Source organism: Rummeliibacillus sp. GQ308 (assembly GCF_059759115.1).
Map to the genome: position 1 here is coordinate 1,566,595 of NZ_JCAXDQ010000001.1, position 15,353 is coordinate 1,581,947.

At 35.1% G+C, this 15,353-nt stretch carries 10 protein-coding genes, 1 tRNA gene, 1 pseudogene and 1 riboswitch; of the genes and pseudogenes, 6 read left to right on the forward strand and 6 right to left on the reverse strand.

The window, feature by feature from the left end; translation table 11 throughout:
• The first annotated feature begins 31 nt into the window (after nt 1-31).
• Nucleotides 32-104 (forward strand) — tRNA-Lys (locus tag AC6CHJ_RS07750).
• A gap of 112 nt (nt 105-216) precedes the next feature.
• Here the strand turns inward: AC6CHJ_RS07750 and AC6CHJ_RS07755 are convergent.
• The 4 genes and pseudogenes from AC6CHJ_RS07755 to AC6CHJ_RS07770 form a co-directional block, all read right to left on the reverse strand.
• Nucleotides 217-707, reverse strand: a pseudogene (locus AC6CHJ_RS07755) (NUDIX hydrolase).
• A 196-nt stretch (nt 708-903) separates the two neighbouring features.
• Nucleotides 904-2,853, reverse strand: coding sequence for a GTP-binding protein (locus AC6CHJ_RS07760; RefSeq protein WP_498287946.1), 1,950 nt, complete (start codon nt 2,851-2,853; stop codon nt 904-906).
• 78 nt (nt 2,854-2,931) lie between these two features.
• The gene (gene metA, locus AC6CHJ_RS07765; RefSeq protein WP_147193393.1) at nt 2,932-3,840 is read right to left on the reverse strand and encodes a homoserine O-acetyltransferase MetA; all 909 of its coding nucleotides are present in this window, start codon (nt 3,838-3,840) and stop codon (nt 2,932-2,934) included.
• Between the two features lie 76 nt (nt 3,841-3,916).
• Nucleotides 3,917-4,021: riboswitch (SAM riboswitch) on the reverse strand.
• A gap of 56 nt (nt 4,022-4,077) precedes the next feature.
• Nucleotides 4,078-6,039, reverse strand: coding sequence for a methyl-accepting chemotaxis protein (locus AC6CHJ_RS07770; RefSeq protein ID WP_392993818.1), 1,962 nt, complete (start codon nt 6,037-6,039; stop codon nt 4,078-4,080).
• A 468-nt stretch (nt 6,040-6,507) separates the two neighbouring features.
• On the opposite strand from AC6CHJ_RS07770, the gene AC6CHJ_RS07775 reads away from it, so the two are divergent.
• Nucleotides 6,508-7,683, forward strand: a complete 1,176-nt coding sequence (locus AC6CHJ_RS07775; protein ID WP_147193391.1) for an aminotransferase class I/II-fold pyridoxal phosphate-dependent enzyme — start codon at nt 6,508-6,510, stop codon at nt 7,681-7,683.
• Nucleotides 7,684-7,738: 55 nt separating this feature from the next.
• On the opposite strand, the gene AC6CHJ_RS07780 is transcribed toward AC6CHJ_RS07775, so the two are convergent.
• Nucleotides 7,739-8,959 carry an AI-2E family transporter gene (locus AC6CHJ_RS07780; RefSeq protein WP_392993815.1) on the reverse strand — a complete coding sequence of 407 codons (1,221 nt, stop codon included), beginning with the start codon at nt 8,957-8,959 and terminating at the stop codon, nt 7,739-7,741.
• 60 nt (nt 8,960-9,019) lie between these two features.
• Nucleotides 9,020-9,961, reverse strand: a complete 942-nt coding sequence (locus tag AC6CHJ_RS07785) for an LCP family protein (protein WP_147193390.1) — start codon at nt 9,959-9,961, stop codon at nt 9,020-9,022.
• A 112-nt stretch (nt 9,962-10,073) separates the two neighbouring features.
• Here AC6CHJ_RS07785 and msrA point away from each other — a divergent pair, with 112 nt between their 5' ends.
• The 4 genes from msrA (at nt 10,074) to scpC (ending at nt 15,062) form a co-directional block, all read left to right on the forward strand.
• Complete coding sequence (msrA, locus tag AC6CHJ_RS07790) at nt 10,074-10,622, forward strand: peptide-methionine (S)-S-oxide reductase MsrA (protein WP_392993811.1); 549 nt, start codon at nt 10,074-10,076, stop codon at nt 10,620-10,622.
• A 215-nt stretch (nt 10,623-10,837) separates the two neighbouring features.
• Nucleotides 10,838-11,641, forward strand: a complete 804-nt coding sequence (locus tag AC6CHJ_RS07795) for an SH3 domain-containing protein (protein WP_498287949.1) — start codon at nt 10,838-10,840, stop codon at nt 11,639-11,641.
• 100 nt (nt 11,642-11,741) lie between these two features.
• Nucleotides 11,742-12,806 carry a DHH family phosphoesterase gene (locus AC6CHJ_RS07800; protein ID WP_147193387.1) on the forward strand — a complete coding sequence of 355 codons (1,065 nt, stop codon included), beginning with the start codon at nt 11,742-11,744 and terminating at the stop codon, nt 12,804-12,806.
• A gap of 750 nt (nt 12,807-13,556) precedes the next feature.
• The gene (scpC, locus tag AC6CHJ_RS07805; RefSeq protein WP_147193386.1) at nt 13,557-15,062 is read left to right on the forward strand and encodes a succinyl-CoA:acetate CoA-transferase ScpC; all 1,506 of its coding nucleotides are present in this window, start codon (nt 13,557-13,559) and stop codon (nt 15,060-15,062) included.
• The last annotated feature ends 291 nt before the right edge of the window (nt 15,063-15,353 follow it).

The following is a 15,353-nucleotide window of genomic DNA, read 5'->3' on the forward strand; positions in this document are numbered from 1 at the left end:
GCGTTACACTATATATGTCATTAAGGCAAACGGGCGTATGGCGCAATTGGCAGCGCACCTGACTCTTAATCAGGGGGTTGTGGGTTCGACTCCCACTACGCCCATAAAAATTTTCATGATATCTAAACTGTAGATAGACACTAGTTTGTGTTTGTCTGCAGTCTTTTTTTATGAATGAATGAATTATTACTTATTACCTTCCTAATAGAATTTCTTCTATTGTATAGATGTAGCATGATCTAATATTTCTTGAAAAAGAATATTCCATTCGCTATGATACGCTGAAACCTCCTCAGGATTTATAAATATTCGTTGTGTAGATTCATACTTTCCTTCAAACGGAAGTAGACGTGTTATTTCCATTTTGTAAAATACCTGAAATCCTATTTGGGGATATGGCTGTCATCTGTCCATGCAGGATTTTCACTATGGTCAACAATAATGTATCCTAACAAAGTACACTCCCCTTCAATATAAGCTTCTTCCCTCGCCTCCCGCTTAAAGCATTCCTCTGGTGTTTCACCAGCTTCAATATGTCCACCAGGAATATCCCATCCTCTATGTTTTAAATCAACCAACAAAAAATTATCATCGTAAAAGCAAAAACCATGTACACTTGTAATTTCATTAATTAAGGGAAGTAAGCAGTCTTTTTTCCAAGTTAATTTAACTCTAGCTTCTCCCCACTCTGCATAGGTAGTTGTCATATTTCACCTCCAAAAAACAATTCCAACAAACGTTTTTAAAATATACTGAATATTATAATTTGTATATTATCATATACTATTATAAAAAGTATTATGTATTTCTATTTTGAGAAAAAACAAGGAAACCTTAGCTAAGGTTTCCTTTTCAATTATAACTTTGTGTTTTACTTTAATCTATGCTTGACGATTTCATCGATCATTTTTTCAAGCAATGCATGTTTTGCTCTGCTTCTTCCCAAGGAACAGCATACCCCTTGCCTCTCGCGCAAAATATGCTGGATGATGAATATTCCGGATCAGCGTCTTTTCGATAATTAATTCTTTCAATGGTGTCTTCAGGATTATGACATTGATCAAACCCGTAAAAATTCAATGTTATTGCACCTTTGCCATTTGTATATGCAGCAAATACAGTACTATAATCCATAAACGTAGAGACAGGTACCCTTCCTTCCAAAATAGCTTGATTACCATTCATAATCGGCGCTTCAAAAGTACCGCTTGCCTGCTGAACATCTGTCATCATTCGTCCGATATGAACTTGGTCTGTCTTCATTTTAAAGAAATAGTATGGTTCTAATAATTGAATACTCGCTTTTTCGAGTCCTTGCCGTATTGCACGAAAAGTGGCCTCACGAAAATCCCCACCCTCTGTATGTTTTTCATGTGCACGCCCCGTCAGTAATGTAAATTTGACATCTGTTAGAGGGAAGCCTGTTAAAAGTCCATTATGCGGCCTCTCAAAAATATGGTGTTCGATTAAACGCTGATGCCCGGTAGATAAATCATCATCATGGCATCTATTTTCAAATAATATGCCTGCACCTCTCTCGGCTGCCTCCATCAGAAGATGTACTTCTGCATAATGTTTTAACGGCTCAAAATGACCGTACCCAGTTACAGTATTACTGATGGTTTCCATGTATAAAACTTGGGGGCTTTCAAAATGGATATCGAGAGAAAAACGCTGTTTTGCTACTTCTTTCAGTACTTCAAGTTGAATAGCTCCCATGACATGAACACGGATTTCTTGAAATCTCTCTATCCATCTGACTTCTAAAGAAGGATCTTCTGCTTCTAATAATCTAAAGCATGCTAATACGTCCTTAATATGATCAGTCCCATCATTCACAACAGTAGATTGCAATGTTGGTATGAGTTCAAAAGGCATTTGCGCAATGCTCTTTGTTCCAACGACATCTCCAATATTTGCATTTGAAATGCCAGTCACTGCAAATATTTCTCCTGCTTGCACTTCTTTAACTACCTTATAATCATTCCCATTGTAAAGCCTAATTTCGGTTACTTTTTCAGGGGTTCCACCTAGTTCAAGTACATCTCGAACCGATAACTTTCCTGCTTGTGTTTTCATAAATGTAATTCTTTGCTTTTTATCATCATGGCGGATTTTAAACACATTCGCTGAAAATGGCAGTGCCTCATCATAGCTGGTTCTCGCTAAAAGCATAATTTGCTCAAAGAATTCGGTAATTCCTTCATCTTTTAAGGCAGAGCCAAAAGCACAGGGAAAAGCCTTTCCTTCTATCATCATCTTTTGAAAAGCTTTCTTTACATCCCCTTCAAGCAGAGATTGGTTGAAATATTTTTCAAGTATTTCTTCATCTCTCTCTGCTACCCATTCAATCAGTTGATCTGATACTCTACCATTTGTAAATTCGTTTGTTATTGGAACAAAGTTCTTTGACAAGTTTTGCCGCAACTCATGTAAAACTGCCTCACCATTTGCTGTATCTGCATCCATTTTATTAATAAAAATAAAGGTGGGGACTTCATGTTTTCTAAGTAAAGACCAAACTGTTTCTGTATGTCCCTGTACACCATCTAAAGCGCTAACAACAAGTATGGCATAATCCATTACAGCGATTGCTCTCTCCATTTCTGGAGAAAAATCGACGTGCCCTGGCGTATCGATAATGGTATATGTATCGTCTCCCATTTCAAGCCTTCCTTGTTCTGCAAAAATCGTAATGCCCCGTTCTCTTTCAATGGCATGATGATCTAGAAAAGCATTTTGGTGGTCCACCCGACCTCGTTCTTTTATGCTATTAAATTGATATAATAAATTTTCGGATAAGGTGGTTTTTCCAGCATCCACATGCGCTAAAATACCAATAGTCACAAACACATATAATCCTCTTTTCTTGTATCTTCTTTCGTCTATTATAACAAATAGAAAGATAAGCAATAGAGAATGAGAGTTAACCTATGCCCATTCATAAGGTGTTTCTTGATAAACATAGTAGTTAAGCCAGTTTGAGAACAAAAGATGTGTATGCGAACGCCAGGTATTTAACGGCTGATTATTAGGGTTATCGTCTGGATAGTAATTACTCGGTATAGCTATGTCATTACCCCTAGCCAAATCGCGTTTGAATTCTTCACTTAAAGTTTCAGCATCATATTCTAAATGACCTGTTACCATAATCATTTTTTCGTCGTTTGATATAGCAATAAACAAACCTGCTTTTTCTGATTTAGAGAGTACAGATAAATTAGGATGTTCCTCCACTGCGTGTACCGAAACAGAAGTATGGCGTGAATGTGGTGCTACAAACACATCATTAAACCCTCGTATTAGTTTTGCTGTTGACTCCTGAACAGTATGCTGAAAAACACCAAAACATTTTTGATCTAATGAGTATTTATCAATTCCATAATGATAATAAAGCGCTGCTTGCGCTCCCCAGCATATATGAAGTGTTGTCGTGACATTAGTTTTGGACCACTCAAGAATTTCTTTCATCTCTTCCCAGTAATCCACCTCTTCAAAGGCCAACGTCTCAACTGGAGCACCTGTAATAATTAATCCGTCAAAACGAAACTCTTTTACTTCATTAAATGTTTTATAGAATGTATCTAAATGAGATTTGCTAACATTTTTAGAGATATGCGTAGCGGTATGTAAAAATGTAACAGTAACCTGTAATGGTGTATTGCCTAAAAGTCGAAGAAGCTGCAGTTCGGTTTTTTCTTTCTCGGGCATTAGGTTTAAAATAGCAATGTTAAGTGGTCGGATATCCTGTTGATTTGATCTACTTTCATCCATGACAAAAATCTTTTCTTTTTTTAATAATTCCGTTGCCGGCAAATCTTTCGGAATATTAATTGGCATCAAATAACCCCCTTTTCTTTATAAAACAAAAACCCCTTTTCCTTACAAGAAGAAAAGGGGCATTGATATGCGTGCACTCTTATCTTCCAAGATTTAATCTTGCAGGATGTAGCACCTTTCTGCATACACAGAGGTTGCTGAAGCGTCATAGGGCCTTCCCCTCAGCTTCTCTTGATAAGAAATATAAAATTATATTGATCGTAACATGATTATTATAAAAATTCAAATAATTAAAAACTATAAATTAAACTTTTGGATTGATTCAGAAAGTTTGTTATTCAAGTGTGAAAGCTTCTCTGCCGAATTTAAAACTGCTTCAATTGCTGCCAATTGTTCGGAAGAAGAGGCACTTACTTCCTCACAAGCTGCAGCTGATTCTTCAGAAGTGGCTGTCATCTCTTGAATCATGTCTATTACTTCATCTTTATAGCTTGTGATCTTAAATGTGTCATTTGAAATATTATCAATAGCCTCTTCTAACTGTAAAACTAAAGAAGAGATATTGTTAAACAATTCACTAGTAGAATCTACCACAACCAACTGATCTTGAAATTTGTCTTTCGTAGAATGCATTTGTTCAGTGACTATTTTGGATTCTCTTTGCAGAGCCTGTACTGTTTCTCTTACTTCTTCTGTGGCTTTAGCTGTTTGCTCAGCTAATTTTCTTACTTCTTCTGCTACAACTGCAAACCCTTTCCCTTGATCACCAGCTCGAGCCGCTTCGATGCTTGCATTTAAAGCCAACAAATTCGTTTGATTTGAAATATTTCGTATGGTTTCCATTACTGTATCAATAGAGAGTATTTGTTTTTCCAAAGATGCAATTTTTTCCGCCATACTAATTAGATTACTTTCCCAACTAGAAAAGGCAGCCTGAAATTGTTCCATTTGAGATTGACCTTCTTTGTTAACTCCTTGTGCTTGTTCAGCAATGTCTTGCATTGATATTGTCTTATTCTTTATTTGGTTAATTTGATTACTTAAAGCATTAGCATGTTCAAATGCAAGATCTGACTTTTCAGCTGAGTTACTCACTCCTTTAGCAATCTCTCCGATTGCAGCCGTCACTTCTTCGCTCGAAGCTGTTGTTTCTTCGACAAGCTTGTTAAGTTGCTGAGAGTGGTGGCCTACTTCTTGCGATGTTCCATTTACCACTTGAACAATGGATTTCATGCTGTTTATCATGGAGTTAAAATCATTCGATAGCTGTCCTACTTCATTAGAACCATTATAGGTTGCAGCAACATTTAAATCTCCGCCAGATGCCTTGTCCATTAACTTTCTTAAAACAGCAATAGGTCTAGTAATTGAAGAAATAATAAGAATTAAGACAATAAATAAAAGGGCTAATAATATAATAGAAAAAATAAGAAAGAAGTTTCTTATATCGTGTGCTGCCTGTTCTACTTTTTCCTTTTCATAAACAGCAGCGACCTTCCAATTCAAGTTAGGTAATGTGTTATACACCGTAATCATTTTTTTGCCTTGATTTGATGCTTCCACCACACCAACCTTTTCTTTGTTTACCATCATTTTTTTCACATAGCTGTATCGGCTTAAGCTTTTTCCTTCTTTTGAAGGGTGAACAATAGCTGTCCCATCCTCTGCAATTAATACTGGATAACCGTCAAAACCAAGTTTTCTTTTTGACAATTCTTTCGATAAATCTGAGAGTAGGATATCTGCACCTACAACACCAATTAACTTACCGTTCTTCTCTATTGCTTTAGCTGCAGTAATGGTATATGTTTTGGTGGCTTCATCTAAATAAGGCTTTGTCCAAAAAACATTTTTGGGGTCATTCACAGCATTTGTATACCATTCTCTAGTTGTAGGATCAAAATCATCTCCTAATTCTACAGAAGGCTGGATTTCAAGTTGCTTATCAGGTTTTGCGAAATAAACAGAGGTAGCTCCGTCATAATTATCTAAAAATTCTGAAAGTTTTAGGTTGATTTGTTTCGCAGTTCCCTCAAGCTCTTGATTTGCTGAAAATTGAACAACACCTTTTTCATATCCTTGTAAAAAGTAATCAATAGATGCCGACATCTCTGTTACTATTGCTTTGCTTTGTGAAATAAGATTGTTGTTAGTTTTCTCATTAACAATATATGTACTAAATAGATTTAAAACCACTAGACTAATTAGTACCAATACCATAACTGCACTAATAATTTTCCACTTTATCGTCTTTCCCATCACACTAACTCCTTTCATACTTATTAATTAGAGCAAAGGCTTCTTTTTATAAAGCTTGAAATTAACCTCTATGCGTTAAGAGTATATAGTTTTTATAGGGCCGAATAAACAAAAGCTGCACTATCAAAAACACCCTTAACTTCACTAACAAAACTAAATGATAGTTATTTAGACACATAGACTAACTTCCCCATTAGTATATCAAAAATTATGCAAATATATCTCGTTATTTGTTAAAACTTTTCGAATAAATTAAATTTACTAAAAATAATAAAACTTCATTCATCTGTATCATACTAATTTCATCTGTATTATAGCAGCTTATCGTGATAAAATTATATAAAAATTAAACGGAGTTTAACTAATGAGAGTTCTATTTTTTCTCTCTAGTTTAGCTTCGTTCTATACTCTTTATGAGTGTAAATATAGTAAGCTCATAGAGTGTTAATAAGATTAGGAGTGAATTCAATGAAAATCGAACGTTCATCAAAAATGGCTATGTTTAAAAGAGCCATATTCGGAGATTTAAAAGCTGCCGCAAATAAAAAGGCAGCGATGGGAACGTCTTTAATCGATTTAAGCATCGGCAGTCCAGACCTGCCACCTGACGAAAGAATTCGCCAAGAGCTATCAAAACAAGCAGCTAAATCTGATTCGTATGGCTATACTTTAAGCGGCACAGCGAAGTTTACACAATCTGTTGCTGATTATTATAAACGCAGATCAAATGTGGAATTGAATCCTCAAACGGAGATTCTTCAAACAATGGGATCGCAAGAAGGCTTAATCCATCTACCGATAGCATTTTGCAACCCAGGAGATTATGTACTCACAACAAACCCTGCATATGTAGCATATGATGCAGGAATACATTTGGCTGGAGCAATCCCCTATTATATGCCTCTTTTAGAAGAAAATCAGTTCCTGCCGGATTTCTCTGCAGTACCAGAGGAAATCGCATCTAAGGCCAAATTGCTTATTTTAAACTTGCCAGGTAATCCTGTCCCAGCAAATCCTTCGAAAGAATTTTTCTTGGAAGTGGTTGAATTTGCCAAAAAGTATAATATTATAGTTATTCATGATGCTGCTTACTCTGAGTTTTACTTTGAGGGAGATCGTCCGATAAGCTTTTTGGCTACGCAGGGTGCAAAAGAAGTAGGTATTGAAATTAACTCGCTATCCAAAAGCTTTAGCCTTGCAGGTGCGCGAATTGCATATATCGTAGGGAATGCTGAGATTATCTCTATTTTCCATGAGTTAAAGTCAAATCTCGATTTTGGCACCTTCCAACCAATACAAGATGCAGCATGTGTAGCATTAGATCATGCTGAAGAGATTACTGAAAGATTACGCCGTATCTTTAAAAAACGTCATCAAATCCTAGTTGAAGGACTAGAAGGGCTTGGATGGAATGTTACGCCTTCAAATGGTGGGATGTTTATTTGGGCTAAATATCCTAATCAAGAGCTAAATGATATTGACTTTGTATTTGATACGATAGAGCAAACTGGGGTTGTTCTAGTACCTGGCTCTGTCTTTGGAGAAGCTGGTAAGAATTATGTTCGAATTGCACTTGTGCAAGATGAATCATTGCTTCAAGATGCAATTGGACGGCTTGCAACACTCAATAAAGTGCACGCATAAAAAAACATCCTGCAGATGATACGTTTTCATCAGCAGGATATTTTTATTTTTTACTTCATTTCTCATCTTCTCTATGTTTTGCCCAATCATCCAGTTCATAATTTAGTGAAGGCTGATCGTTATATTTATTGTAACGTCTTTTGAATAGATAGAATAGATGCGATACGAGTACCTTGAGGACTGCATACCCAGGGATTCCCAAAACCACTCCTGGAACGCCAAATAGCGATCCAGATGTCAGTAATACAAAGATAATTGTTATTGGATGCACATGTAGGGATTTCCCCATTATTTGCGGTGAAATAAATTTCCCTTCCACTAATTGGACAATCGTCCATACAACAGCCAACTTCAGTAACATGATAGGAGCATTGACGACTGCAATGATTGCTGCAGGCGTAATGGCAATAACAGGACCTAAATATGGCACTACGCTTGTCATCATCGCTAATACCCCTAATATAACTGCATACGGTAAGCCAATGATTAGAAATCCAATAGTCACCATTATACCGATGCAAATGGCCACTAGGATTTGTCCTTGTATATAGCTACTAATTTGATGGTCAGCTTCATGCAAAACATGAGCAGTATCTTTTCTCATGCGTGGAGGCAAAAGCTTCAAAAGATAATTCGGTAAATTTTCGCCATCCTTTAAAAGATAGAACAAAATAAATGGAACAGTAACAATTGCCAAGATAATTCCTGTTAAGGTTGATATAAATCCGGTGACTCCGCTAGCTAGACCTGTCCCAATCTCGCTACTCGCATCTTTTACCATTTCATTGAGCTGATTCGAGATATTATTCAACACAGAATTTAAATCAAAATTATATTTTGCAAGTGTTTCACTTAATCTTGAGTCTTCCAAAAGGTGTTGTACAGAATGTACTACCTGCATAAAGTAGCTCGGGAATTCTTGAATCAAATTCATAAATTGTTCTTTTAAAAATGGAAAGATGAGTGTTACAAAGAGAGAGATTAATCCAATTCCTACAATATAAATCAAGAAGATACCGCCCACTTTTGGAACCTTCCACTTTACGAGAATTTTAAGAATCGGCCTCAATAAATAGTAAGCAATCACCGCTAATATAACCGGCAGGACGACTGTTCTTAGAAAAACAACGATCGGATAAAAGATGAAGGATATTCTATCATAAATCCAAATAATACAACCTGCTAATAATAAAGTAATCAAACCAAATAACAAATTTTTACCACCCATAAATTGGATGAAGCGAGTGGTAAAAAATGATTTTTTCTCTGTCTGCAATCAAGATCCCCCTCTTTGCGAGCTTACAATGTCTACAACCATTATAACCCTTTCTAATTACTAAGAATCAAGAAATTTATCTAAGGCTTGCTGGTTTTGCTCAATATTAATATTGAGGACTGAGCCTGCTTGAGGATAATAACCATACTCATAACTATGCTGTACTGGAATAGTTAATCGCGTAATATCTGGATTGCCTCCTTTTATGATAGAAAGCATTAATGCAAGTTCTTGCTGATCTGTTAAATCTGACTGCACATATCCTTGAATAGCGCCTAGTAATTTTGGGTAATTTTTAAAGTTTCTTGGTGACATAGCTTCTTTTTTTAGTGCTTCTAATGCTTTTTGCTGGCGATCAACACGACCGAAATCACCTTTATTATCATGACGGAAACGAGAAAACCCTAGTAATTCCTTACCATTTAGCGTTTGTTCACCTTTCTTTAATGAAACACCAATGTTTTCAGACATATCATGATCAACATATACGTTTACACCATTCGGAGCGACGATATCCACTAACTTTTCAAAACTCTTAAAGTCAATTAATGCATAATGGTTAATCTCTACGTCGAACATATTTTGAATCGTCTTTTTTAATAAATCTACTTTTCCTAGATAGTATGCTGTATTTAACTTGTACGATTGATATCCTGGGATGTTTGCATAAATATCACGCATAAATGAGACCATTTTAATTTTGTTTGTATCTTTATTCACTGAAACCAATATCATTGAATCGGTTCTTGAGTTAGCCTCGCCTCTTGAGTCGACGCCAAGCAATAATATATTTTCTACATTTTTTTTAGTCTGTGGATCTCCGTTAAATTTAGCGATTTTCTGTATATCCCCTGATGTTTTCGCTAGATTCAATCCTGCTTTATATTGAGTAAACGCAAATGCTCCTATTGCTATGAGTACTACAACGATAAGTAAGAAAAAGACTCTACCTTTTCTTAATTTCCGTTTCTTGCGTATGTGCTTATGTCTTGTTTCTTTCATAATGCTTCTCCTTCCATTGCTACTTACTTTTGAAAAAGTTATTATATTAACTACATACTAAAGATAGAAAACAATCAAGTATGAATACTATCAATTATAGGGGGCCACAATTATGACAACTACAAAACTTTCCACTGCAACTTTTGCTGGGGGCTGTTTCTGGTGTATGGTAAAACCTTTTGTTGAATGGGATGGCATAGAAAGTGTTGTTTCAGGCTATATGGGCGGCCATTTAGAAAATCCAACATACGAGGACGTAAAAAAAGGCACTTCTGGTCATCTAGAAGTTGTGCAAATTGTATTTGACGAAAGCATCTTCCCGTATGAAAAATTACTTGAAATTTATTGGCAACAGATTGATCCCACTGACGATGGAGGCCAATTTCAAGATCGCGGAAGCAGTTACCGTACAGCAATCTTTTATCATAAGCCAGAACATAAACAATCAGCCGAAAAATCAAAAATGGATTTAGCAAACAGCGGCCGCTTCCAAAAACCGATTGTTACTGAAATAAGGGCAGCTGAGACATTCTATCCTGCTGAAGATTACCATCAAGATTTTTATAAAAAGAATCCAGATCATTATCAACAAGATCGCGCAGAATCGGGTCGAGATGAATTTATTAAATCCAACTGGAAATACCCCTATATAAACGAATAAACACAAGGAAAGGTTCTACTTTAATGTAGGCCTTTTTTATTTTAGTTACATAGTAAGCATTTTATAAGACTTCCCCTATTTATTCTCTCTTAATCCGATAAATCCTTTAATTTTACGTTTAGAAACTTCTCAATAGGTTATAGAAAAGTATTAACCTAAATCTTACGACATGATTTGTGGAATAAATACATATAGATGATTGAGGAGGAATGAACATGAAAAGAAAAATACTATTATCGATGGCTCTATTCTCTACATTTACATTTGGGACATATTCTATTGCAGCGCAGCCAGCACAATCCAATGCATCTGCTGTCTCTAAAACAACTAAGGATTCATATACAACCGCTTCTCTCAAATCGTTTAAAATAGCAACAACAAATACAAAGATCTACGAAAAGCCTTCAGCCAAAAGCTCTGTCATTCAGAAATTAAAAAAAGGGCAAGGTATTGCGGTATTAAAAGGAACCAAAAATGGATGGACAAAGGTTTCTCTTTATTTTGGTAAAGGCTATGTTAAAACAAGTGATCTCCATTCATTAGCTCCCCATAAAAACACGCACTATGCAAGAAATATTAACAAGACATATGAATATAGAACACCTTTTAATAAAGGATCGGAATTCAAAGAAACACATAAATCAACATTCCAAAAAGTGTATGCCGACAATCGTACAGTTACAAACTTTTGGCTACATAAAGCTGAACCGGACAACTATGGCATAATGGAATATGAAACAACAAAAGGGCTATTTACAGGCTATAAAGAAGATGGTATTGCAACATTGGCTATTAAATACCCTATAAAAAAACAACAAACATGGCAAGGTTCCGATGGCCAAGTAATGAAAGTTCTTGGTACCAACCAAACAGTTAAAACGAAAGACGGCAGCTTCAAACACGTCGTGATGGTGAAAAACGGAAAAGGAAAGAATTATTCTTACTATGCTCCTAATATTGGTCTTATAAAAGAGGTAGCAAACGGAAAAACAATCACCGAAATTTCTGCTTTCAAGTAAAAGACGGTCGGTCATTCTTTTAGAGAATGACCGACTTTTTTTTCTGCTTCAAATAATGCTATAATGAGAGCTATGTTTTGAAAGAAAGGCGTGGAAAGTATTGAATTTTAAAAAATTGCCTAAAAAGCTGCATAATTATGAACATATTCATCTTATCACTCATACAGATTTAGATGGAGTAGGTCCATCCATTGTCCTCCGTGCCTATGGAATCCCACATACCCCTTATTATGTAGAAACCCGAAAAGTTGATGAAACTGTACAAGTTAAATTAAATGAACTGAATGATCAGGAATTACTGATTATTACAGACCTCAGCGTAAATGATGAAACTGCGCAAATGATTGATCAAATAAACAAACATCCAGATGGACGGTATATTGTGTTAATTGATCATCACCAATCAGCGATTGCTTTAAATGATTATGAATGGGCTTCGGTAATTCCTACATTAAATGATGTAAAAATGTCTGCTACTACTCTCATTTTCAAGGCCTTGCACCAAGCTGATTATGAAGTATCTCCTCTCCTTCAAATGGAAGAAGATGAATCTCTTGAAAGCTCAATTAGTACTAACGAATATACCGTTAAAGAAAAAGAAACATACTATAACCGGTTAGTTCAATTAGTTGAAAAAATCCGTTTATATGATACATGGGACTGGCATATTTTATCAATACAAGAAGCAGCAGACTTAAATACAATTTTTTACGCAAGGCGGAGACATGAATTTATTAAAGCCCGTTTAGATTATATTATACACGGCGAATTGTTTACACCTGAGGACTCAGCTTATTTAGAATTTTCTAAGGAAGAGCTTCAAAAAGTTTTGAAGAAAAAGTCAAAACAAATGGTGATCGTAAAAGAGTATAATTTGAAAGGCCATGAAGGAACACTAAATATTGGGGTTGTGGAAACGGATTCCTATTATAGTGAATTAGGAAACTTTTTGGCAGAAAAATATTGCGAAGAAATTGATGCTGTTTTTATCATCAGTCTTGTTAAAAATCGGGTATCTTTACGTTCAATCGGCAATAAAGTCAATCTTTCAAACATCGCCAAAGCTTATCAAGGCGGTGGCCATCCAAATGCCTCTGGCTGTGACCTTTCAGAATTAGGCATTGATTTTTTACAAGCTGTATTAAAAGCTAATTCAGAACGATAAATAATCCTATATCATCCTGCCCTCTTTAGCATTGCGAATGTTTAAGGAGGGCTTTAATTTTTTTGCACTTAAAAATTAAAAACTCAACAAAATAATCTATTTCTAAAATTTCATGTCACCCAGGAAAATATTTTTAAAAATAATTTTAATATAATTTTATACAAATCTTATCATTTGCTAATTTTAGACGCCTTTCGATAATACACACAAATATAAGCTTCTAATTTCCATGGATTTTCTATTTTTTGCAACAAAATTCTAAAAAGCACTTTAATCTTCTAATTCAATCAAATTAATATAGTATAAAATATATTACTTTAAAATTCACATTTTGTAATAAATTCCTTTTTTAAATAAAAAATAAAATTATTCCATTATTCTAATATCATTTATTAGTTTAATCTCTTTATTTACAAAGGTTTTATTCTTTTTTTGAGATTATAAAATTGGAAATTAAAATGCAAATTTAAAAGAAAAAAAGATGATCAAATGAATTTAAATAACTGAATTTTATAAATAATTTTTATTGTCTAAAAAAATTTTAGAAAAAAATAGTGGATAAAAAGATGAGCATATGTAAAAATATATACAGAAACCGATTTCATTTATTGTTCAGAATGTTATAAATGATTCAGCCTACATTTCAATTTACATAGACTCATATATATCATATTAGCATTCATTCTCAACTTAAATTAATATATTATCATAACAAGTTGGAAGAACAATACACTTAGGAGGTAATGAAAAATGGAAGCAACATTTGAAAATCGTATTGGAATGAAAGAATTAGCTGGCAAAGTTATGTCAGCAAAAGAAGCTGCTGCTCTCATTTCAGATGGCGATGTAGTAGGCATGAGCGGTTTCACTCGTGCAGGCGATGCGAAAGTAGTACCAGCTGCCTTAGTTGAACGCGCTAAAAATGAGAAATTCAAAATTGATGTATACACTGGCGCTTCATTGGGACCAGAAGTTGACCACGACTTAGCTATAGCTGGTGGGATTCGCAAACGCGGACCATTCCAAGCGGATAAGGGTATTCGAACTTTAATCAACAATGGTGAAATTCTTTTTGCTGATATGCACTTATCTCATGGCGCTGAGCAATATCGTCAAAATATTTTTGGTACATTCAAATATGCTATTATTGAGGCTACTGCAATCACAGAAGATGGCTATTTAATCCCTACTACTTCTGTCGGTAACAACCCTATTCTTGCGGAAGTTGCTGAAAATATTATTATTGAACTGAATGTAGCACAGCCCGAATCTTTAATTGGTGTGCATGATATTTATGTACCAGGAGAACAAGGCAACCGTGAACCAATCCCATTGACAAAAACTTCTGACCGCCTAGGTGTAAAAGGCATTAAGCTCGATCCATCTAAAGTAAAAGCAATTGTAATCTCTGAAAACCTTGATGCACCATCTACAATTGTTCCACCAGACGAAGAAACTCAAATTATGGCTAACCATATTTTAGATTTCTTACGTTCTGAGATTAAAGCTGGCCGTTTAACAAACACTTTAGCACCAATCCAATCAGGTATAGGATCTGTCGCAAATGCTGTTCTAGATGGCTTCAAAGAATCTGAATTTGAACATTTAGAAGTTTATTCAGAAGTATTGCAAGATGCTGTATTCAATCTGATTGATGCTGGTAAAGTAGATTTTGCTTCAGCAACATCTATTACTCTTTCCGCTGAAAAAGGAAAAGAAGTGTACGGTAACCTTGACAAATATGCAGACAAATTAGTATTACGTCCACAAGAAATTTCAAACCAACCTGAATTAATCCGTCGTTTAGGCCTTATTTCAATCAATACTGCCCTAGAAGCTGATATTTATGGAAACGTTAACTCTACACATGTATCAGGTAGCAAAATGATGAACGGAATTGGCGGTTCAGGCGATTTCGCTCGTAACGCGCGCCTCGGTATCTTTATAACAAAATCTTATGCTAAAGGTGGAAGCATTTCTTCTATCGTACCAATGGTTACCCATGTAGATCATACAGAACATGATGTTGATGTACTTGTTACAGAACAAGGTGTTGCGGATCTTCGTGGATTAGCACCAAAAGAACGTGTGCCGCTAATCATTAATAACTGCGTACACCCTGACTTTAAAGAACAATTATGGGAATATTATAATGCAGCTGTTGAAGCAACTGGCAATGCACAAACACCACATATTTTAAGTCGAGCATTTGAAATGTATGAACGTCTAGAAAAAACAGGTTCAATGAAAAAATAAGTTTTTTGAAGAGAGTAGACTACTCTCTTCTTTTTTTATTTTAAGATGAGTAGTTTTAGAAGCAATCGTAAGAGAAAATTAAAGAGGTAACAATTAGCAGCTTCTTCAAATTAATTATTTTTCTATTCTTTTGAAATATATTTTTGAATTACTAATAAAGGAGCGAATTTAGAAGCTGGTTTTTAATATTTAGCTGCTTTTCCCTATCTCAACCGAATGTATTAGATTCTGAAACACAGTTTTTACTTGAGGGTTTGGCTTTCTTATTTTCCGTGATATAATAGATACATT

What these genes read in the sequence shown, in the direction of transcription:
- AC6CHJ_RS07785 (WP_147193390.1), bottom strand. Translation starts at nt 9,961, where the DNA reads ATGAAAGAAACAAGACATAAGCACATACGCAAGAAACGGAAATTAAGA.
- scpC (WP_147193386.1), top strand. Translation starts at nt 13,557, where the DNA reads ATGGAAGCAACATTTGAAAATCGTATTGGAATGAAAGAATTAGCTGGC.
- AC6CHJ_RS07775 (WP_147193391.1), top strand. Translation starts at nt 6,508, where the DNA reads ATGAAAATCGAACGTTCATCAAAAATGGCTATGTTTAAAAGAGCCATA.
- AC6CHJ_RS07770 (WP_392993818.1), bottom strand. Translation starts at nt 6,039, where the DNA reads ATGGGAAAGACGATAAAGTGGAAAATTATTAGTGCAGTTATGGTATTG.
- AC6CHJ_RS07795 (WP_498287949.1), top strand. Translation starts at nt 10,838, where the DNA reads ATGAAAAGAAAAATACTATTATCGATGGCTCTATTCTCTACATTTACA.
- metA (WP_147193393.1), bottom strand. Translation starts at nt 3,840, where the DNA reads ATGCCAATTAATATTCCGAAAGATTTGCCGGCAACGGAATTATTAAAA.
- msrA (WP_392993811.1), top strand. Translation starts at nt 10,074, where the DNA reads ATGACAACTACAAAACTTTCCACTGCAACTTTTGCTGGGGGCTGTTTC.